The 19645-nt window shown below is 62.7% G+C and carries 18 protein-coding genes; 15 read left to right on the top strand and 3 right to left on the bottom strand.

Features of this window, described 5'->3' with window-relative positions; translation table 11 throughout:
• Position 1 precedes the first annotated feature (1 nt).
• The 10 genes from AB7008_RS28175 (at position 2) to AB7008_RS28130 (ending at position 10773) form a co-directional block, all read left to right on the top strand.
• Positions 2 to 2413: a TonB-dependent receptor family protein gene (locus AB7008_RS28175; RefSeq protein WP_441259860.1), complete on the top strand. Its 2412-nt coding sequence runs from the start codon at positions 2 to 4 to the stop codon at positions 2411 to 2413.
• Positions 2414 to 2442: 29 nt separating this feature from the next.
• Complete coding sequence (locus tag AB7008_RS28170) at positions 2443 to 3657, top strand: sialidase family protein (protein WP_441259859.1); 1215 nt, start codon at positions 2443 to 2445, stop codon at positions 3655 to 3657.
• A complete protein-coding gene (locus AB7008_RS28165; protein WP_441259858.1) occupies positions 3654 to 4151 on the top strand; it encodes a TlpA family protein disulfide reductase in 498 nt (165 codons plus the stop codon). Before AB7008_RS28170 ends, AB7008_RS28165 begins: the two co-directional genes overlap by 4 nt.
• Before the next feature lie 28 nt (positions 4152 to 4179).
• A complete protein-coding gene (locus AB7008_RS28160; protein ID WP_304490012.1) occupies positions 4180 to 4701 on the top strand; it encodes a copper chaperone PCu(A)C in 522 nt (173 codons plus the stop codon).
• On the top strand, positions 4701 to 5135 hold the full coding sequence (locus tag AB7008_RS28155; protein WP_304490011.1) for a hypothetical protein: 435 nt from the start codon (positions 4701 to 4703) through the stop codon (positions 5133 to 5135). The genes AB7008_RS28160 and AB7008_RS28155 overlap by 1 nt, the downstream gene beginning before the upstream one ends.
• Before the next feature lie 20 nt (positions 5136 to 5155).
• Positions 5156 to 5674, top strand: coding sequence for a YcnI family copper-binding membrane protein (locus tag AB7008_RS28150; protein WP_304490010.1), 519 nt, complete (start codon positions 5156 to 5158; stop codon positions 5672 to 5674).
• Positions 5674 to 7236 carry a copper resistance CopC/CopD family protein gene (locus tag AB7008_RS28145; RefSeq protein ID WP_304490009.1) on the top strand — a complete coding sequence of 521 codons (1563 nt, stop codon included), beginning with the start codon at positions 5674 to 5676 and terminating at the stop codon, positions 7234 to 7236. The genes AB7008_RS28150 and AB7008_RS28145 overlap by 1 nt, the downstream gene beginning before the upstream one ends.
• Positions 7237 to 7387: 151 nt before the next feature.
• The gene (gene proS, locus AB7008_RS28140; protein ID WP_208087109.1) at positions 7388 to 8707 is read left to right on the top strand and encodes a proline--tRNA ligase; all 1320 of its coding nucleotides are present in this window, start codon (positions 7388 to 7390) and stop codon (positions 8705 to 8707) included.
• A 73-nt stretch (positions 8708 to 8780) separates the two neighbouring features.
• Positions 8781 to 10061: a lipoprotein-releasing ABC transporter permease subunit gene (locus tag AB7008_RS28135; protein ID WP_028155974.1), complete on the top strand. Its 1281-nt coding sequence runs from the start codon at positions 8781 to 8783 to the stop codon at positions 10059 to 10061.
• A gap of 7 nt (positions 10062 to 10068) precedes the next feature.
• The gene (locus AB7008_RS28130; protein WP_248877891.1) at positions 10069 to 10773 is read left to right on the top strand and encodes an ABC transporter ATP-binding protein; all 705 of its coding nucleotides are present in this window, start codon (positions 10069 to 10071) and stop codon (positions 10771 to 10773) included.
• Between the two features lie 130 nt (positions 10774 to 10903).
• On the opposite strand, the gene AB7008_RS28125 is transcribed toward AB7008_RS28130, so the two are convergent.
• Positions 10904 to 11983: an alcohol dehydrogenase catalytic domain-containing protein gene (locus AB7008_RS28125; RefSeq protein WP_441259857.1), complete on the bottom strand. Its 1080-nt coding sequence runs from the start codon at positions 11981 to 11983 to the stop codon at positions 10904 to 10906.
• Positions 11984 to 12093: 110 nt separating this feature from the next.
• On the opposite strand from AB7008_RS28125, the gene AB7008_RS28120 reads away from it, so the two are divergent.
• A complete protein-coding gene (locus AB7008_RS28120; protein WP_304490007.1) occupies positions 12094 to 12867 on the top strand; it encodes a helix-turn-helix transcriptional regulator in 774 nt (257 codons plus the stop codon).
• A 90-nt stretch (positions 12868 to 12957) separates the two neighbouring features.
• Here the strand turns inward: AB7008_RS28120 and AB7008_RS28115 are convergent, their stop codons facing one another.
• On the bottom strand, positions 12958 to 13257 hold the full coding sequence (locus AB7008_RS28115) for a hypothetical protein (protein WP_028155978.1): 300 nt from the start codon (positions 13255 to 13257) through the stop codon (positions 12958 to 12960).
• A gap of 525 nt (positions 13258 to 13782) precedes the next feature.
• Between AB7008_RS28115 and AB7008_RS28110 the strand changes: the two genes are divergently transcribed.
• The 4 genes from AB7008_RS28110 (at position 13783) to AB7008_RS28095 (ending at position 17921) form a co-directional block, all read left to right on the top strand.
• Positions 13783 to 15216 carry a DUF1254 domain-containing protein gene (locus tag AB7008_RS28110; RefSeq protein WP_441259856.1) on the top strand — a complete coding sequence of 478 codons (1434 nt, stop codon included), beginning with the start codon at positions 13783 to 13785 and terminating at the stop codon, positions 15214 to 15216.
• 489 nt (positions 15217 to 15705) lie between these two features.
• The gene (locus AB7008_RS28105) at positions 15706 to 16449 is read left to right on the top strand and encodes a hypothetical protein (protein WP_304490005.1); all 744 of its coding nucleotides are present in this window, start codon (positions 15706 to 15708) and stop codon (positions 16447 to 16449) included.
• Positions 16450 to 16643: 194 nt separating this feature from the next.
• Positions 16644 to 17105: a YybH family protein gene (locus AB7008_RS28100; protein WP_304490004.1), complete on the top strand. Its 462-nt coding sequence runs from the start codon at positions 16644 to 16646 to the stop codon at positions 17103 to 17105.
• 222 nt (positions 17106 to 17327) lie between these two features.
• The gene (locus tag AB7008_RS28095) at positions 17328 to 17921 is read left to right on the top strand and encodes a DUF6647 family protein (protein WP_441259855.1); all 594 of its coding nucleotides are present in this window, start codon (positions 17328 to 17330) and stop codon (positions 17919 to 17921) included.
• A gap of 379 nt (positions 17922 to 18300) precedes the next feature.
• Here AB7008_RS28095 and AB7008_RS28090 read toward each other — a convergent pair whose 3' ends face one another.
• Positions 18301 to 19572 carry a hypothetical protein gene (locus tag AB7008_RS28090; RefSeq protein WP_441259854.1) on the bottom strand — a complete coding sequence of 424 codons (1272 nt, stop codon included), beginning with the start codon at positions 19570 to 19572 and terminating at the stop codon, positions 18301 to 18303.
• Positions 19573 to 19645: the final 73 nt, after the last annotated feature.

Below are 19645 nucleotides of genomic sequence, written 5' to 3'. Positions count from 1 at the left end.
CATGTTACGTTGTCATGCCCGCCGTGGCGTGAGCGCCGTCGCGGTCCAGGCCGCGCTGCTTGCGTCGTCGAGCGGAGTCTTTGCCCAAAGTACGAACTCGGAGCTGCCGGCGGTGACCGTTGAGGCGCCGCAGACTGCCCGTGCCAAACCAGTCACCCGGCCTTCGCGGCCGCGATCCGGTTCGGCCGGCAGTGCGGCGAGGCCCGTTACGCCGAGTGCGGGCGTCAGCGCATCGACCCCAAACAGGGGAGTGACGGCCAGCGCGGCGCGAGCCGGTCTCAATCAGGCGCCGACCGGCCAGACCGAGACGACCATCTATCGCAGCCAGTTCGACGACCGGCCGGCGGTTACCGTGGCCGACGTGCTACGCGAGAGCCCCGGCATATCGGTGAAGCAGGGCAACGGACCCCGCGATATCGGCATCTCGATCCGCGGCTCCAACGCCCGCAACGGCTTCGGCATCCGCAATCTCGTGATCTTCGACGACGGCTTCCCGGTCACGCAACCGGACGGGCTGTCTCGCAGTGACTTGATCGATCCGCGGGCCTACAGTGCAATCGATGTGATCCGCGGCCCGTCGTCGGCGCTCTACGGCAACTATGCCACCGGCGGCGCGCTCAATTTCCGCACCCGCCCGGGCGGCTCGATCGATGGCGCCGAATATGGCGTCGATGGCGGGAGTTTCGGCTACCTCAACAATTATTTTACCTACGGCAAGAAGGTCGGCAATTTCGAGGGCTCGGTGTTTGCGAGTGACGCCCGCGGCGACGGCTTCATCGGCAATAGCTGGTACAATACCCAAACGGTCAATTTTCTCGGCACGCTGCAGGCCACGCCTGATGATCGCTTTACCGTCAAGTTCATCAACAACAATCTTGATACCCGCCTTCCGATCCGCTCCTCACTGAACCAGTTCTATCAAAACCCTTTCCAGCAGGGCTGCGCGACCGGGGCTACCGCCGCACCGGGATGCGCGACGGTTCTGCTCAATAATAACGGTTTCAACACAGTCGCGGGGACCGACAGGGAAACGGCGCTGCAAGCAGGGCTTGGTCGCAACGACCGCCGGACCATCGTCGGCGGGCGATGGGAGCACGATTTCGACAATACGACGACTTGGCGAAATCAGTTCGTTTTCGACGACCGCAACATCAGTCAGCCCACGGGTGGCACCAGCGCCATCGGCGACTTTCCATCGTACAATTACATGAGCGACATAACCAAGCGCGGTGAAATCTTCGGGATGGATTCGACCACCTATTTCGGTGGCTTTTACAATACTCTGACGGCATCGAGCGACACGAGATTCGTGATGCCGGGTGGTAACGCCACGCTGGGTAGGCTCCAGAGCAATACGTTCAGCGACACCTCGAATTACGGCGTTCGTGCGCGCGAGGAACTCAAGCTGACGCCGCAACTGACCGCTGTTGCCGGGATCGGATGGGAAACCACCATTTTGAAGGGACTAAATACGGCATACATCTACACGGGAGCCGCGGGCATAACGACGACGAATCTCACCGCGACTGACCGGCAATTTCAGAATACGGCTCCCGAACTGGCGCTGGTCTACAAATTGAACTCCGAATGGCAGTTTCGCGGCCGCGTCGCTACGGGCTACGGAACGCCGCAGGTCACCAACTTGTTCATCGTTTCGGACGGCACAGCCGGCAATAACACCCAGCTTCAGACGCAAAAGAATCTCGGCTACGATCTTGGCTTCGATTGGACTCCAAACACCGCGCTCAAATTCAGCGCGACCGGCTTCTACGAGTTTTTCCGTAACGAATTGGTGAGCCAGGCGACACAAGTGGCCGGCGTCAGCTTCATGTTCAACGCGCCACGATCCGAGCATCGCGGTGTCGAGCTTGCCGCCGACTGGAAGTTCCTTCCAGGCTGGCGATTCACGGCGGCGTATACCTATCTCGATCAATTCTACACCGAATATACGGAAAACCTCAGAAGCCCCGGCGTCGGTGGAACGGTCTTCAGCTTCAATCGTGCGGGCAACAAGATTCCCGGGATCTCGCCGAACGAGTTAACCGCGCGACTTGGCTATGACGAGTTTTCGGGGGCGCTTGCCGGCCTCGGCGCGTTCGTCGAAGTGCAGTGGAAGGATTCCTTCTGGATGGACAACGCCAATCTCTTGAAGGCGCCCGGTTACGAACTGGTCAATCTCAACGTGCACTACAAGACAGACCTCCAGTCCGACCACTTCAAGTCACTGAACGTCTATTTTGAAGTCAGGAACGTGTTTGACCGGACCTATGTGGCTTCGGCGAACAATATTGCGAATACGGTGCAAGGCACGGGCATCCAGGACGGAGCGATCGCTTTGGCGAATACGACCAATTCGATCTACGCCGGCTCGCCGCGCGCGTTCTTCGCCGGAATGAAGCTGGCGTTCAAATGATCGAGCAACACTGCAGGAGGAGGAAAGCCATGCGACGAATGAGCCTGCTCGCGACGCTCGTCGTTTCGCTTTGCCAAGACCCAGCTCATGCGCAAATGAGCCATCATCAGCATGCCTCGGAAGCGGCGTGCGAGGAGCCGACGCTGCGCTGCGCAACCAAGGTGACGCCCGCATTCGGACCGGATGGAACGCTGTGGCTCGTCTGGATGGCGGGCGGGCAGGTCTCGGTTGCGAGCTCGCCGGATGCGGGGCGGAGTTTCTCGGCCCCCACTCAGGTCACGACGACGCGGCTGAACCTTGATTGGGGGCCGGATGCCCGGCCCAAGATCGTGGTCGATCGCAAGGGCGGCATCGCGCTCGCATTCTCGATCTTCAGGGATGAAGCATTCAACGGTCAGGTGCTCTACACGCGCTCGGTCGACGGCGGGAAGCGCTTTGCCGAGCTGAAGCCGATCACCGCCAGCAATGAGAGCCAGCGTTTCGAGGCGCTGGCGCTCGATCAGGATGGAACGGTGTTTGCGGCGTGGCTGGACAAGCGCAATCGCGTTTTTGCGAAGGAGGCGGGACAGAAGTACGAGGGAGCGGGGCTGTTCTTCACCTCGTCCAGCGACGGCGGCACCACCTACGCAGAAGCAAAGCTGGCGCGCGAAGGCACCTGCGAATGCTGCCGGTTGGGGCTGACATTCGCGGCGCCCGGGCGGCCGGCCGTGATCTTCAGAAACATTTTTGACGGCGGCGTACGTGACCACGCGGTCATGACCTTCGCCGACGTCTCGACGCCGGGTGAGATCCGTCGGGTCAGCAATGACGACTGGCAGATCAACGCCTGTCCGCATCATGGGCCGAGCCTGACTGTCGCGCCCAACGGGACCTATCACGTCGCCTGGTACACGAACGGGAAGGCGCGCAAGGGATTGTTCTACGCTCACTCGCGCGACGAAGGCCGCACCTTCTCTGCGCCCATGGCGCTGGGGCAGCCCGGCCGCAATCCGACGCGTCCCTACGTGCTCGCAGGCGCGGCGGGAACGGTGATGGTCTGGAAGGAGTTCGACGGCGAGAAGACCTCGGTCCAGATGATGATCTCCCGCGACGACGGCGAGAGCTGGTCGCCGCCGAAGACGATATCGAGCACGACCGACACATCCGATCATCCCATGCTCGTTTCCAATGGCCAACAGGTCTATTTGTCATGGATGACGAAAGCGGATGGCTATCGGCTCACAGCAATCGAGGACCAGCCATGAGACGTCGATTTGCAGGCATTCTGGGTCTGGGTATCCTGATCGCGTCAGCGGCTACGCCGGGAGCAGCGCCGGCCCTGAAATCGTTCGAGCGCGGCACCTGGCAAGGCGTCCTCAGGGGGCATGCGGGCCGCCCGACGCTCGTGCATTTCTGGGGTGTGACCTGCGGGCCCTGCAAGGTCGAGCTGCCGCTGCTCGGGCAGTTTGCGAAGGATCATCCCGGGATCGACGTGGTCACGATCAGCGCCGATCTCGTGCCGAACCTACCGGCGGCAACGCAATCGATGCTTGACAAGGCAGGGCTGTCGTCGACCGAGAACTTCATCTTCGACGATGGTTTTGTCGAACGTTTGAGGTTCGAGATCGATCCCGCCTGGCAGGGCGACATTCCCCGGACCATGCTCATCTCCCGGGACGGGACGATCACGACGATCGAAGGCTCGGCCGAGATGGCCGATCTCGAAAAATGGTCGGGCCAACAGCTCGCCACACACTGACATTCAATCTGCAAACGGGAAGACCGATATGAAGACCATGTTGAAAGATGTGCTGCTCGCAGCGTTCGCTCTCACGCTCTGCGCAGCACCAGCGGCGGCCGAGGACGTCAAGGCCGGCGATCTCGTCATCTCGCAGGCCTGGAGCCGGGCGACGCCGGGCGGCGCCAAGGTGGCCGGCGGCTATCTCACCATCGAGAACAAGGGGGCAACGGCGGACAGGCTGGTCAGCGTTTCCGCCGACATTGCGGGGAAGACCGAGGTCCATGAGATGGCGATGGACAACGGTGTGATGAAGATGCGTCCGCTCGACAAGGGGCTCGTGATCGATGCAGGCAAGACGGTGAAGCTCGCGCCCGGCGGCAATCATCTGATGCTCCAGGAGCTGAAGGGGCCGTTCAAGCAGGGTGACAAGGTCCCGGTGACGCTGGAGTTCGAGAAGGCCGGCAAGGTCGCCGTCTCCCTCGACGTCCAGGGGGTCGGCGCGCAGGCGCCTGGCGACGGCGGGCACATGATGAAGAAAATGCCGGATCATTCGGGAATGAAGATGTGATGAAACAGATCAAGTCTCCGATGACCTCGCGTCGATCCCTCACGGGCCCTGCGCTCGCGATGGCTGCGTTGCTGTCGGTTGCCGCGACACCGCTTGCGGCGGCGACGGACGACGACAGCTTTTTCACGCACCTGCACACCGAGAAGGCCATGGCCAATGTCACGGTCTCGCCGGGCCGGGCCGGCCCGGTCGAGATCGCCATCCAGCTCGAAACCACGGACGAGACGCCGCTCACGGCCAAAGCCGTGTCGGTGACGCTCGTGGACACGCAGTCCGGCCGGAAGCTCGCGCCGGTCGAGGCTTCGCGCGACGGCGAGGACAGCTGGCACGTGAAGGTCGCGCAATTGACGCCCGGACGCTGGATGCTGGGTCTCGGAATTTCGATCTCCGAGGCCGATCATGTCAGCGTGGAATCGCCGATCCTGATTAAATGACGTTGTCGAAGGGGCCAAACATGTCGAAGAAATCCTGCCTGTTCCTGATCGCCGCGCTGGCCGCGTCGCCGGCATCGGCGCATATCACGCTCGAGACCAAGCAGGCGACGGTTGGTTCCTACTACAAGGCCGTCTTCGCCGTGCCGCACGGCTGCGCGGGTTCGCCCACGGTGAAGATCAGGGTGCAGATTCCGGAAGGCGTGATCGCGGTGAAGCCGATGCCAAAGGCGGGCTGGAGCGTCGATGTCGTCGAAGGCAAGTACGCCAATGAATACGACTATCACGGCAACAAGCTTGGCTCCGGCGTCAGGGAGGTGGCCTGGTCCGGCGGCAAGCTGCCGGATCACAATTACGACGAGTTCGTCATCAGCAGCTTCCTGACCAACAATCTGAAGCCGGACACGACGCTGTATTTCCCTGTCGTCCAGGAGTGCGAGACCGGCGTCAGCCGCTGGATCGATATCCCGGCGGACGGGGCGGGGCATTCGCACGAGGGCAAGTCGCCGGCGCCGGGCGTGAAGCTCCTGTCAAAGCCCTGATGCGCCTGCTCGCCGCGCTCGCGACGCTCCTCTGCGTTGTCGGCTTCACGACCGGCGCGTCTGCACATGCGGCGCTCGTCGCGGTCGAGCCGGCGAGCGGCAGCATGCTTGCGAGCGCGCCGAAGGCGGTGGAGTTGCGTTTCAACGAGGCGGTGACGCCGGGCGCAATCCAATTGATCGACGGCGCGGGCAGGGCGCGGGACGATGCGCGCGTCAGCGCGTCGGGCGAAACGATCTCGGTCGCGATGCCGCCAGACCTGCCGCAGGGCACCGCGGTCGTCAGCTATCGCGTGATCTCGCAGGACGGCCATCCCGTCGCGGGATCGGTGATCTTCTCGATCGGCATGCCGACGGGGACGCAACCTCCCGCCAATGCAGATCGCGGGTTGAGCGCGCTGATCTGGCTGGCGCGGGTCGGTCTGTATCTTGGGCTGTTCGTCGGCGTCGGAGGCGTGTTCTTTGCGCGCTGGGTTGCGTGGTCGACGACGGGCATGACCGTTCCACGCGTAGCGCTCGCCATCGGCATTCCGAGCGCCATTGCGTCCGTTGGCGCGTTGGGCCTCGATCTCCTCGGGCTGCCGCCGGCGGCTCTCGCGACGGCCGCCCCGTGGAAAGTCGCGTTCGCGACCAGCGCCGGCCCCGCGCTGCTGGTCGCGATTGCCGCGATGCTGCTCGCGTTGGTGGCGCTGCGCAGCGCATGGTATGCGCGCGCTCTTGCGATCATCGCGCTGGTTGGCGTCGGTCTGTCGCTTGCCATGACCGGGCACGCCGCAACGGCCCCGCCGGAGGCGTTGACCCGGCCGGCGATCTTTCTGCACGGCCTCGGCGTCACCATCTGGATCGGTGCTCTCGCGCCGCTGGTCGCGCTGGTGTCGAAGCCGACGACTGCGACGCTCCCCGTCGTGAACCGCTTCTCCCGCATCGCTGCGCTTGCGGTCGGCGTGCTGGCCTTGACCGGCCTCGCGCTCGCGATCGTTCAGCTCGAAAAGCCGGTCGCGCTGGTCGAGACCCGCTACGGACTCATCCTCTCGATCAAGCTTGCATTGGTCACGGGATTGCTGGCGCTCGCCGCGCTCAATCGGTTCAGGCTGACACCGGCCCTTGCCCGGGACGAGAGTGGGACGCCCGCGCTCAAGCGCTCGATCCTGCTGGAAGGCGCGATCGCACTCGCCATCCTTGCCGTCGTCGCCGGCTGGCGCTTCACCCCACCGCCGCGGACGATCATTCCCGAGACGCCTTTGGCGATCCACATCCACAGCGACAAGGCGATGTTCCAGGTTCTGGTGTCTCCTGGGAAACCCGGCGTCGACGATTTCGTGCTCCAGCTCATGACCGGTGAGGCCGCGCCGCTGATCGCTAAGGAGGTGACGCTGACCCTGAGCCTGCCGGAGCGCGGCATCGAGCCGATGGAGCGGGGCGCCTCGCTCGGGCCCGACGGCTACTGGCACGTGCGCAAGGTCGAGCTTCCCTTCGCCGGCCGGTGGCATGTGCGGATCGACGCGCTGGTGACCGATTTCGAGAAGGTCACGCTGGAGGACGAGCTAGATCTGGGGCTACCTTAAAGCGCGCCGGTACAGTTCATGCTGAACCTGAAGGCAACGGAAAAATGACAGGAATTTCGCCGCCTTAGCGGCTTTTCCTCATTCCCGGTCTTGTGTTTTCGCTCCCAATCCGCTTTCACTGCAGGCGATCACTGATTCCCAGAGTATTGCCATGCGGTTGTCGCGATTCTTTCTGCCCATCCTGAAGGAAAATCCGAAAGAGGCGGAGATCGTCTCGCATCGGCTGATGCTGCGCGCCGGCATGATCCGGCAGGAGGCGGCCGGCATCTATGCCTGGCTGCCGCTCGGCTTCCGCGTGCTGAAGAAGATCGAGCAGATCGTGCGCGAGGAGCAGGACCGCTCCGGTGCGCTGGAACTCTTGATGCCGACGCTCCAGCTCGCGGACCTCTGGCGCGAGAGCGGCCGTTACGACGCCTATGGCCCGGAAATGCTGCGCATCGCCGACCGCCACAAGCGCGAGCTGCTGTACGGGCCGACCAACGAGGAAATGATCACCGAGATCTTCCGCGCCTATGTCAAGTCCTACAAGAACCTGCCGCTCAACCTCTATCATATCCAATGGAAATTCCGCGATGAGCAGCGTCCGCGCTTCGGCGTGATGCGCGGCCGCGAGTTCCTGATGAAGGACGCCTATTCCTTCGACCTCAACGAGGCCGCTGCGCGCGTCGCCTACAACAAGATGTTCGTCGCCTATTTGCGGACCTTCGCGCGGATGGGCCTGAAGGCGATCCCGATGCGCGCCGAGACCGGCCCGATCGGCGGCGATCTCAGCCATGAGTTCATCGTGCTTGCGGAGACCGGTGAATCCGGCGTGTTCATCAATCGCGACGTGCTGGACCTGCCGGTGCCGGGCGAGGACGTCGACTATGACAGCGACCTGACGCCGATCATCAAGCAATGGACCTCGGTCTATGCGGCGACGGAAGACGTCCACGACGCCGCGCGCTTCGAACAGGAAGTGCCTGCCGACAAGCGGGTGAACACCCGCGGCATCGAGGTCGGGCAGATCTTCTATTTCGGCACGAAGTATTCCGACGCGATGAAGGCGCTGGTTGCGGGCCCCGACGGCGTCGACGTGCCGATCCATGGAGGCTCCTACGGCGTCGGTGTCTCGCGCCTGCTAGGTGCCATCATCGAGGCCTGCCATGACGATGCCGGCATCAAATGGCCGGAGGCGGTGGCCCCGTTCCGCGTGTCGATTCTCAACCTCAAGCAGGGCGATGCCGCGGTCGATGCGGCCTGCGAGAAGCTCTACGCCGAGCTCACCGCCAAGGGCGTCGACGTGCTCTACGACGACACCGATCAGCGGGCCGGCGCCAAATTCGCCGCGGCCGACCTGATCGGCATCCCCTGGCAGATCATGATCGGGCCGAAGAGCCTCGCCGAGGGCAAGGTCGAGATCAAGAAGCGCAGTGACGGCTCCCGCGAGACGATGTCACCTGCGGACGCGGTCGCCCGGCTGGTCGGCTGAATATTGTTCATCGCGCGATATCGCGGCCGCCAATCCGGCCACAATTGACCCCGAATCATGGGATTATCGAGCGATGGATGAGACCATGACCGAGACCAAGCAAACCGCGCCTTTTGCGCCATTCGAGTGGATGCTGTCGGCGCGCTATCTGCGGGCGCGCCGCAAGGAGGGATTCATCTCGGTCATCGCCGGGTTCTCCTTCCTCGGCATCATGCTGGGCGTGGCGACGCTGATCATCGTCATGGCGGTCATGAACGGCTTCCGCAAGGAGCTGCTCGACAAGATTTTGGGCCTCAACGGCCACATCCTGGTGCAGCCGCTGGAATCCCCGCTGACCGACTGGAAGGACGTCGCCGACCGCCTCAGCCAGGTCCAGGGCATCCGGCTCGCCGCGCCCGTGGTCGACGGTCAGGCGCTGGCATCCTCGCCGTGGAATGCCTCGGGCGTCCTGGTGCGCGGCATCCGCTCCGAAGACCTCAACAACCTCACCTCGATCGCCAAGAACATCAAGCAGGGCTCGCTCGAGGGCTTTGACGACGGGCAGGGGGTCGCGATCGGCCGCCGCCTCGCCGACCAGCTGTCGTTGCATGCCGGTGACAGCGTGACGCTGGTGGCGCCGAAGGGCGCGGTCACCCCGATGGGCACGACGCCGCGCATAAAACCCTACAAGATCGTGGCGGTGTTCGAGATCGGCATGTCCGAATACGATCTCGGCTTCGTGTTCATGCCGTTGGCCGAAGCACAGGCCTATTTCAACCGCAGCAACGACGTCACCTCGATCGAGGTGTTCACCACCAACCCCGACAAGATCGACGCCTTCCGCAAGGCGGTGACGGAGGCCGCGGGCCGGCCGGTGTTCCTGGTCGACTGGCGGCAGCGCAACTCGACCTTCTTCAACGCGCTCCAGGTCGAGCGCAACGTGATGTTCCTGATCCTGACCATGATCGTGCTGGTCGCCGCACTCAACATCGTCTCCGGCCTGATCATGCTGGTGAAGGACAAGGGCAGCGACATCGCGATCCTGCGCACGATGGGCGCCTCGCAAGGCTCGATCATGCGCGTCTTCCTGATCACGGGCGCCTCGATCGGCGTGGTCGGGACGCTGGTCGGCTTCTTCGTCGGCCTCGTGATCTGCCTCAACATCGAGTCCATCAGGCAATTCCTGTCCTGGCTGACCAGCACCGAGCTGTTCTCGCCGGAGCTCTACTTCCTGTCGAAGCTGCCCGCCGAGATCGACGTCGGCGAGACCACGGCGGTCGTCATCATGGCGCTGACGCTGTCGTTCCTTGCGACGTTGTACCCGTCGTGGCGCGCCGCGCGCCTCGATCCCGTCGAAGCGCTGCGGTACGAGTGAGGGGCTGATGGAGAGCCAGCAGGGGGCGGAAGATGTACCGGTCATTTATCTCCACGAGATAAAGCGGCAGTACTTGCAGGGCGAGATGCCGCTGACGATCCTCGACAACGCCAAGCTCGCGCTGTGGGCCGGGCAGTCGGTCGCGCTGGTCGCGCCGTCGGGCTCGGGCAAATCGACGTTGCTGCACATCGCAGGGCTGCTTGAAGCGCCCGATTCCGGCGAGGTCTACGTCAACGGCGCGCCGACCTCGCAGCTGCCCGATATCGAGCGTACCCAGCTCCGCCGCACCGATATCGGCTTCGTCTACCAGTCGCACCGGCTGCTGCCGGAGTTCTCGGCGCTCGAGAACGTGATGATGCCGCAGATGATCCGTGGCCTGAAGAAGTCGGAGAGCGTCAAGCGCGCCAAGGAGATCCTCGGCTATCTCGGCCTCGGCGACCGCATCACCCATCGGCCCGCGGAACTGTCGGGCGGCGAGCAGCAGCGCGTCGCCATCGCGCGCGCGGTCGCCAACGCGCCGCGCGTGCTGTTCGCGGACGAGCCGACCGGCAACCTCGATCCGCACACGGCCGATCACGTCTTCCAGGCGTTGATGCAGCTGGTCAAGGCGACCAAGGTCTCCATGCTGATCGCGACCCACAACATGGAGCTCGCCGGCCGCATGGACCGGCGCGTGTCGCTGTCGAACGGCCAGGTCGTCGAACTCGAATAGCAAAAATTGCGAAAACAACCCCATGCACAGTAGCCGGCCCGGGCCGGCTGCGATCGGGGTGACGTCTTCCAGCCATTTGACATGTCGGGCCGATCGGCTGCGACGGCGCATCGCCGCAGCGGAGGGGTCGTTACGGCCTGATCACCGTCAATTTGAACGGTCCCGCATTGGCCGCGGCGTGTTCTACCGCCTCGTTGACGTGGTCGAGGTCGAACGCCGTCGCCTCGTATTCGTCCAGCCGTAACAATCCCGCGCGCACCAGCGCGATCAGGCGGCTCGCTGCATCCGGCGGATACATCCAGACGCCGTGGATGCTGATGCAGTTGCGCATGATCCAGGGGTAGGGCAGCTCGAGGCCCGCGCCGCCCGCCATGCCGACGCCGCCCATCAGCACGACGCGGCCGTAAGCGCGCACCGTCATGATCGCCGCGCGTACGACGGTCGTGCCGACCGAGGGCGGCATGATGTCGAACACGCAGTCGATCGGCCCCGGTGCGGCGCGCTTCATGTTTTCGCAGTCGTCGCTCTCGTTGCCGGTGAGTTTCACCGGCTTCACCCGATCGCCGAAGCGGCGGACGAGGTCGGCCAAGATCCTGTCGTTGCGGCCGGGCGCGACCACGCAGGCGGCGCCCATGGCGAGCGCGACCGAGACGGCCGCGCTGCCGAAATTGCCGGTGGCGCCGCTCACCAGCACGGTCTCGCCCGGTTGAAGGTTGGCGGCGAGGAAGCCGCCATAGGGCACCAGCGCCGTCCCCAGCGCACACCATTGCGAGGCTTCCGCGGACGTGATCGCGCCAAGCCGCTTCACATTCTCGGTCGGCACGCGCACCCGCTCGGCATAGGAGCCGTGGCGAAAATGCCGTTGCAGGCGCATACCGCCGGGGCCGGCGGCCGTGAGCCCTTGCAGGGCGATGTCGGGCGCCACGATGTCATCGCGCGAACGCACCGTCGGGTCGCAGAACACCCAGTCGCCAACGGCGAGCTTGGTCGCGTCCGGGCCGATCGCGCGCACCCGGCCGATGCCGCCGGGACCCGGGATGATCGGCAGGTCGAGCGCGTAGTTGCGTTCGCCGCTGAAAACCTCGTTCATGTAGGACAGGACGCGCGTGGCGACGACGTCGACGATGACCTCGCCGGTGCCGAGCACCGGCTCCGGCACATTCTCGATCACCAGCGGCGATCCCAGGGATTTGAGTACGGCGGCTTTCATGTTGTTCACCTCAAAAAGTCGGGTGAACGGCATCTACGCCCGGCTTGAACGGCCAGGAAGGCCTGGTATTATCCTAGTATTACAAAGGCCCTCCATCGAGGACACTCGTCATGGCCGACCCGCGCCGCATCGAATTCGGCGACTTCCTGAGGTCCCGCCGCGAAAAGCTGACGCCGAAGACGGTCGGTCTTCCCGCGGGCAGCCGCCGGCGCACCGCGGGCCTGCGCCGCGAGGAGGTCGCACAGCTCGCCGGCATCGGTGTCGACTGGTACATCCGTCTCGAGCAGGGCCGCACCGTCAGCCCCTCGGTCACCACCGTCGATGCGCTCGCCCGTGCGCTGCGGCTGAGCAGGACCGAGCATGCGCATCTCAAGGCGCTGGCGCGCGACGGCGATAAGCGGGTGTTCACGCGCGAGATCGTGCCGCCGCCGATCCTGCGGCTGATCGAGAGCCTGCCGCATCCGGCCTATATCACCGGGCGGCGCTGGGACGTGCTGGCCTGGAACACAGCCGCCGAGCAGGTTTTTGCGTTCGGCCGGTTGCCGGAGGAGGATCGCAACACGATGCTCCTGATGATGACCAACAAGCAGACGCGCAAGGCTTACGGCGCTGGCTGGGCGGAGGTCGCCAAGCGCATGGTCGCGATGTTTCGCACGACCCACGACGTCTGGGCCGGCGATCCCGCCTTTGCGGAATTGCTGACGCGGCTGCGGCAGGGCAGCCCGGAATTCGTCAAATGGTGGGAAGCCCACGAGATCCGCAGCACCGCCTCGGGCCTCAAGACGATGTCTCATCCAACTCTGGGCGTGCTGCATTTCGAGCACACGAGTTTTCAGGCCAATGACGATCCCGCGCTGAAGCTCGTGATCTACACGCCGGTGTAGGGCGTAGAGCGCAGTCATCAGATCGGGAAGGCCACCGGCCTATGTCCGGCGGCCTCCGCGCTTATTGTGGTTTGCGGGGCGGCGCCCCGACTAGAGGTCGATGCTGACGGCGATGTTACGGCCCTGTAGTTCGGCAATCTTCATTCCATCAGCCTGCAGCTGCGCGAACTCCGGGTCCTTTGACACGGCCTCCTGCACCTTGCCGTAGACTTCCCAATTGGAGTAGCGCGTCGTAACCAGCAACTCTCCTGCCCAGTGACCGGTGTGGAAACGGGAGAGCCGAAGAAATTCGGCACCATGTTTTTCAAAGATCTTCTTTGCCTGCCTGATGATCTGGACCGTTTCCTCGACCTTGTCGGTTTTGAAGCGAGTAAATTGAACGATCGGCATGGGCTACCTCCATAGCTGTGTAAACTGTCCAAGAGGCATGTATCGAGCGACGTTTGAGGAGCGAACCTCCAGTTCAATCTCGATGAAGGTTCGTCTTCGGCGGCCTGATCCAGGTTCAGCCTTCGCAAGTGGAAGCAGCTCTGCCCCTTCTCGGCAGATGGGCTCGCATCGTCGCTGGCGGACGAACCGAGATCACGACCTGCCGCTGCGGGCTTGATGAAGCGGCGACTGCCGCTGCCGGACAGCCGTGGCCAATGGTCGCGATGTTTCGCGCCACAATCGCCAAGCGTCTGCTTCCGAGGGCCGAGCGGGAGCGCTGCGATCCGTCAGGGCAATGCCGCTCGTGACCCAACGGTGGACGTCCTTTGATCTAGATCAACCAGAACGCGGCGCTTCGCTTCTTGGCTGTCTCAGCCACCGTCCGTGCTTGCCTGGGTTGGAAGGTGGGGAAAAGCCCCGCAGCGGGGCACTATCTCATCCGCAGGGACCATTGGTCGCAAGTGCGGGTAATTCGGGAGGACTTTCATGAAATTGCAATTGTCGTCGCTTGCTGCGATCCTGTCAGGTCTGATCTTCATGGCGTCAACATCGGTCCCAAGCGCGGCTCAATCGATTTCCGCGGAAGAGGCGCAAGTCATCGCTGCGGAGGCGTATGTCTACTTCTATCCGCTCGTGACGATGGACCTAACGCGCAAGCAGCTCATCAATTCCGATCCCAAAACCGCAGGAATAGGCGGTCCTCCCAACACGTTCGACAATGTCCAGGCCTACCCGGCTGCAGACATGAAGTCGGTGGTGCGGCCCAATTTCGACACGCTGTATTCGAGCGCCTGGCTCGACCTGACCCGCGAGCCCATGGTCGTTTCGGTTCCCGATACCGGCGGCCGCTACTACCTGCTGCCGATGCTCGACATGTGGACCGATGTGTTCGCGTCGCCGGGATGGCGCACGACAGGCACCAAGGCGGCCAATTTCCTGGTCGTACCGCCGGGCTGGAACGGAAGCGTGCCGACGGGCTTCGCGCGCATCAACGCTCCGACGCCTTATGTCTGGATCATCGGCCGCACCAAGACCGATGGCCCTGCCGACTATGCTGCGGTTCACGAGGTGCAGAAAGGCTACAAGATCACACCGCTGTCTGGATGGGGCAAACCCCCGGTCGCCGTGACACAGACCATCGATCCCACCGTTGACGTCAAGACACCGCCGAAGCGGCAAGTCGACACGATGGCAGGCGATAAATTCTTTGCCTATGCGGCCGAGTTGTCCAAGGTCCACCCGCCACACATTACCGATGAGCCGATCATCGCGCGCATGGCGCGGATAGGGCTCGAACCGGGCAAGAGCTTCGATATTACGAAGGTCGATGCAACGGTTCGGAAAGCTGTCGAAGAGGCGCCGGCGGGAGCGCAAAAGCTGATGGCATGGAAAGTTCCGACGCTGGCGCGCGTCGCAAACAACTGGTCCATGAACACGGACACGATGGGTGTCTACGGGAATTACTACTTGAAGCGCGCTATCGTCTCCCAGCTTGGACTCGGTGCCAATCTGCCGGAGGACGCGGTCTACCCAACCAGCATTGGCGATGAAAACGGCAAGCCGCTCGATGGCGCCAACAAATACATCATCCGCTTTGCCAAGGACGCGGTGCCGCCGGTCGACGCGTTCTGGTCAATCACCCTGTATGACAGTGAAGGCTTCCAGGTTGCCAATCCACTCAATCGCTTTGCGGTGAGCAGCTGGATGCCGTTCAAGCGCGACGCCGACGGGTCGCTCACGCTCTACTTCCAGAATGATAATCCCGGCGGCGATCGCGAAGCGAACTGGCTACCCGCGCCTAAAGGCCCGTTCAACCTCACCATGCGCCTTTATGCGCCAAAGTCGGAGGCATTGACCGGCGTGTGGAATCCACCGGCCATCAAGCGGGTCGAGAGTGAGACCGTTGGCCGGCAGCAATGACAGATGCCAAGGGAGCCTCGCCGAGCCAGGCAAGGGCGGCGCATTTAACGCGCCCGAGGATGGCTCGGCGAATACACTGGCGTCGACGTGCTTCCGATTGTGACCGGCATGGGGATCGTCACTTTGCCCTGTGAAAAACGAAGTGACGATGCAGGTGAGGGCGCGGCCGGCGGGCGCGCGACGGCGCGAGGAATGCGATCGCGGCGAAGCGCGTTGTGCACGCTGGTGGGCGGAGTTGCAGATTGAACCGTCGGACTCGTGGTGCTATTTTTGAGCGACGTCATTCCGTTTTCGGTTTGATGCGACGGGCGATCGGGCTTACGGACTGCCGCCCGCTCATTTGAAATTGGAATAGTTGAGCCAATTGTGCCCCGCCTCCGGCCCCCCTTTTGAGTGCGGTCGGACGATGTTTTTCATTGGCCTCCGTTCTTCCCATTGACTCGGAGGCGGGTTTTTTCAGTCGGACTTTGCAACAAGTCGACCTTCGACATGTGCATTCTGACAAGCCACGCGGATCGTGCCGCACCACATCACCATCCGATCGCGGGACGGGGCAGGCATTGCCTGATTGTTGCATTGCTCTGTGCCGCTTCCCTGTTTCAGGTCACGCCCGAGGCGTGGGGACAATGCTCGGCGCGCGATGTCTTACAGAATCAACTGAAGCTCGGCAAAGTTCGTGCAGTTGATCTGCCGCAAAAACTCATCGGGGCCGCCCGCGATGTCCCGACATGGAAGACGATTGCGGTCGGCACTTTTGGCAACTCCGTTGCATTGCGCAATGCATTGGATGCCGTGGGTTGCAATATCGGCGGGCTGGCCGCGGAAGTTCTGGCTCGGCCGGCCTTTGCCGTCAGTTCCAGCAAGATGGACGTGGCGCTTGTGGCGGTATCCGCGGTCGAGCTCGGCTTTAAAACCGATAGCGTGCCTCTGGCCGTCATTTACGCGCGGGCCCGGCAACTCGGCTTTGAACTTGCTGCAGCGGAGGTCGGTCCGCAATTGCGCCTTCAATATCTCGATCAGCCCACGGGTGAATTCCTCATCGTGGGAATGCAGCCGATCAAGACGTGGAGCGGGGAGCCCGTGGTTCTCAACGTGGCAAATGGCGGAGCCGGATTGATCCTGATCGGCCAGGAAGGCAGAGATGATGCTGAAATACCGGCGACTTCTCGTTTTCTCTTCGTGCGGCCGCCCGACCACAGCGGCGGAATCGCGGCCGCTCTGCTGCCGCCATGAAGACGAACAACCGGGTTTCGAGCAGCGCTGACAGCGGAGAAAATTCCTTGCGTCAGATCAAGCGAGACCTCCTGTCCATGGAGAGCAACGAGGCTGCCGGCTCAAATACAGCGACATCGGGAGTTCACGGGGGATGGAGGTAAGCCTGGTCTCAAGTCTCGTCTGGAGCGGCGTCAACAGTAGGGAGTGACATCATGCGCGGATTCGGAGCTGTATGTATCTCGCTGTTACTATCGGCAATTCCTGCGACTGCGTCAGATCAAAATCTCAAGGAGGAAGTTGGAAAGATAGGTTCAGCATACGAGCGGTACTTCAGCAACAAGGATCCCGCCGGGATTACTTCGCTTTATACCAAGAACTATATGCGCGTGACTGAAGACGGCGTCGTGGACAATACCAAGTACTATGAGAACGCTTTCAAGGCGGGAGTTAGTCGCCTCGAGGTCAAGACGACCGAGGTTCAGTCATTGTCAGAAAGCATGGCTCTGGTCACCGGCGAGTCTCGCGTTACCGGCAACAGCGAGACAGGCGCTCCCATAGACTTCACCGTTGTTTGGACCGCTCTCGATGTTCGTGAGGACGGGCAATGGAAGATCCGCATGCTGACGTCGGTCCCCAAACCGCCGCCGCCCCAGCCGCAACAGGCCGCAAAGTAACTCAAGAAGAGCGGGCGATGGCGCTCTGCTCGCAACGCTGTCAGCTCAGCCGCGTGTTTACGTGTTATGTGCCGTTCAAGACTTGGTGACCGGCGTTGTGAGTTCTTTGGGTGTGAATGGGTTCACAACGACGTCGCCAGGCGAATGCTATGCTCCAGCCATTCAACTGCCGACTTATTTTTTGAAGAGTGTCTTTTTCGAACAGCCTCTGAGGAGAGGGTCATGTTCAAGCAATTCCTCTTGGTCGCGGCGATAGCCTCCCTGACGTTAGCCACATCCACCAAAGCCCATTGCGAACATGTTTTGGAGCGCGGCGTGTCCGCCGAGTCGCGTTCGGTTTCGTTGCATTCTGATGCAGCTCAACTTGCGGAAGCCCTGTTGGATGACATTGTGACTTGGCTCTCATCGAATTTCGACCTGCCTGCCATCAAACAGCGTCCCGTCGTTGAATTTGCGTCGAAGATGGAGCTTGCGAGGTTGCGTGCAAGAGACCGTACCTTTTCGCAAGGTTTCATGGAAAGCGATGGGCGACTAGCTCAGCGCGAAGTTGTCGCACTTTACGACAACGAGACGCGAACGATCCTGCTTCCTGATGATTGGGGTGGCACTTCGCCGGCCGACCAATCGGTCCTGGTACACGAAATGGTCCATCACCTTCAGAATGTTGGAAAGCTCAATTTTGATTGCCCGCAGGCGCGAGAGAAGTTGGCCTACCTGGCTCAGGATAAATGGCTAGAGCGGTTCGGACTTACCCTGGAGAACGAGTTCGACGTCGATATGTTCACGGTGCTGGTTTCTTCAGCATGCATGTATTGATTGTGACCGGTCGATCCCAGCCGCTGTCGAACGATTGCCTTTCCAAAGGAAGGCAAAACTAGATCATCCCGTACGTACCAACAAGATCTTCAGCGGATTTGATTGATGGCCAGACTCTTGGCGGTCCTCGCAATTGCATTGGTGATCCTGGCGATGGCTCGGGGGCAGCAGGATCAGTTTGTACCGCGTCCGACAGGACTAATGCCAGCGGCGCTTGTTCCCTGAGGGCTCCTGAGGTGACGGGCTCATCCATTCAGCCGGTGGCGCACAGGTCCGCTCACGGCCCAAAGCGTATTTCCGAGGTGGCGCAGGCGAACTCGGCAACGGCCCCAGAGTGAAGCTACGTTATGCCGCGGGCCTTCGAATTGCGCTCCTGCGCTTACGGTGACGGCGCCGCCGAAGGCGGTGCGGTGACGTTCGGCAGCGAAATTGCTGGCCCAGGGCTCGCGGGCCAGGGACCGTTCGGCTTGGCCGCGACCGACGAGCACGCCGCCGCAAGCTGAGTTCGCAGCGACGCCAGGCCCGTCAGGTCGATGTCGAATTTCGCGACGTCCACCTTTTCGTCCGGCATCGGCGTGGTCCGGCGGACATGCAGGGAGCGGGACGCCATGATCGCCTTGACCATGTCAGGGTCGATGCTGCCGCTCCACATCTCGTACTTCGCGGCCCGCACCGGAAACCCTCCGGCTTCCTGGTCCTTGTCGGCGTCCGCCGTCATCATGATCGTACCTTTACCGACGCTCGCCTCGTCGATCTCGCCCGCGAACATCAGCGGCACGCGATTCCTGGTTTCGCAAAACATGCGCCATTCCATCGTCCGGAACGAAGGGCCGCTTTCCTTCTTCATGACCGCGATCTTGCTGATGAACGGCCGCGTCGCCTTCTCCAGCCTCCACATCCCTTCGGCAAACGGTCGCGTGTCGATTCCGAAACGATAGAGCTCGGCTCGCGTCAGCATATGCAGGTTTTCGAACTTCACCGTACGGATGAGACCGTCGAGCTCGCGGCTGATCCCCATCGCCGCGATGAACGCAGCGCGGTCGCGGTCGGCGTTCGCGATCCGGCGCTGCCTGTATTCCGCGACCGCCTGCGGCGCCGGATGCCCGTGAAAGACGAGGACCAGCCTGGAGTTATGGACCGCCAGGGCGGCGTCGGGAGCCACCTCGCGTGATGTCGCCCCGAGAAACAGGTAGCCGCAGGCCGAATTGCACATCGCATGATAGGTCGTGAGCTCCGCCTCGACCTCGCCGCCGGCGGCCTTGGTCTTCAGGCATGCGGCGTCCACCTGTGCGCCGGCGGCGCACGCTGTCGCGATCGTCCGGCCCACGCGCGCGACCGCCTTGCGACTGCGCAGCAGCCGGCCGATGACGTAGGACTGCTCCACGTTCCCGCCGGGCGAATGAAGGTAGATCGGACGCTGCGTGTCCTTGACGCCGGCCAGGAAACGGCGAATGCGCTGGCTGGCGTCCCCATCGATCTCGCCCTCGATGGCGATCCAGCGGTCGCAGCCGGGCCCGCACGCGTCCGGTGCCCCCTTGGCAAGGTAGATCGTCAGCCTGCGCGCAAATCCGACTTTTTCGGCGGGCGTTTCCTCGGCATGCAAGGCGCTTGGAAGCAGCACGGCCACGAGAAACAAAATACGGGCAAGCATGTAACGACTGGGCCACGCGCGGTGAAGATAGGGACCGACGTTACATGATGATCGGCGCGCTTACAACTTTCGG

It is taken from the genome of Bradyrhizobium sp. 521_C7_N1_3 (assembly GCF_052075975.1).
Lineage (GTDB): Bacteria > Pseudomonadota > Alphaproteobacteria > Rhizobiales > Xanthobacteraceae > Bradyrhizobium > Bradyrhizobium japonicum.
This window is presented reverse-complemented; position numbering and strand designations above follow the sequence as displayed.

Bases quoted from the DNA above. Each gene is read 5' to 3' on its own strand.
- AB7008_RS28130 (WP_248877891.1), top strand. From the start codon at position 10,069: ATGGAGAGCCAGCAGGGGGCGGAAGATGTACCGGTCATTTATCTCCAC.
- AB7008_RS28135 (WP_028155974.1), top strand. From the start codon at position 8,781: ATGGATGAGACCATGACCGAGACCAAGCAAACCGCGCCTTTTGCGCCA.
- AB7008_RS28170 (WP_441259859.1), top strand. From the start codon at position 2,443: ATGCGACGAATGAGCCTGCTCGCGACGCTCGTCGTTTCGCTTTGCCAA.
- AB7008_RS28150 (WP_304490010.1), top strand. From the start codon at position 5,156: ATGTCGAAGAAATCCTGCCTGTTCCTGATCGCCGCGCTGGCCGCGTCG.
- AB7008_RS28115 (WP_028155978.1), bottom strand. From the start codon at position 13,257: ATGCCGATCGTTCAATTTACTCGCTTCAAAACCGACAAGGTCGAGGAA.
- AB7008_RS28100 (WP_304490004.1), top strand. From the start codon at position 16,644: ATGCGCGGATTCGGAGCTGTATGTATCTCGCTGTTACTATCGGCAATT.
- AB7008_RS28125 (WP_441259857.1), bottom strand. From the start codon at position 11,983: ATGAAAGCCGCCGTACTCAAATCCCTGGGATCGCCGCTGGTGATCGAG.
- AB7008_RS28165 (WP_441259858.1), top strand. From the start codon at position 3,654: ATGAGACGTCGATTTGCAGGCATTCTGGGTCTGGGTATCCTGATCGCG.
- AB7008_RS28145 (WP_304490009.1), top strand. From the start codon at position 5,674: ATGCGCCTGCTCGCCGCGCTCGCGACGCTCCTCTGCGTTGTCGGCTTC.
- AB7008_RS28110 (WP_441259856.1), top strand. From the start codon at position 13,783: ATGAAATTGCAATTGTCGTCGCTTGCTGCGATCCTGTCAGGTCTGATC.
- proS (WP_208087109.1), top strand. From the start codon at position 7,388: ATGCGGTTGTCGCGATTCTTTCTGCCCATCCTGAAGGAAAATCCGAAA.
- AB7008_RS28090 (WP_441259854.1), bottom strand. From the start codon at position 19,572: ATGCTTGCCCGTATTTTGTTTCTCGTGGCCGTGCTGCTTCCAAGCGCC.
- AB7008_RS28175 (WP_441259860.1), top strand. From the start codon at position 2: ATGTTACGTTGTCATGCCCGCCGTGGCGTGAGCGCCGTCGCGGTCCAG.
- AB7008_RS28120 (WP_304490007.1), top strand. From the start codon at position 12,094: ATGGCCGACCCGCGCCGCATCGAATTCGGCGACTTCCTGAGGTCCCGC.
- AB7008_RS28155 (WP_304490011.1), top strand. From the start codon at position 4,701: ATGAAACAGATCAAGTCTCCGATGACCTCGCGTCGATCCCTCACGGGC.
- AB7008_RS28160 (WP_304490012.1), top strand. From the start codon at position 4,180: ATGAAGACCATGTTGAAAGATGTGCTGCTCGCAGCGTTCGCTCTCACG.
- AB7008_RS28105 (WP_304490005.1), top strand. From the start codon at position 15,706: ATGTGCATTCTGACAAGCCACGCGGATCGTGCCGCACCACATCACCAT.
- AB7008_RS28095 (WP_441259855.1), top strand. From the start codon at position 17,328: ATGTTCAAGCAATTCCTCTTGGTCGCGGCGATAGCCTCCCTGACGTTA.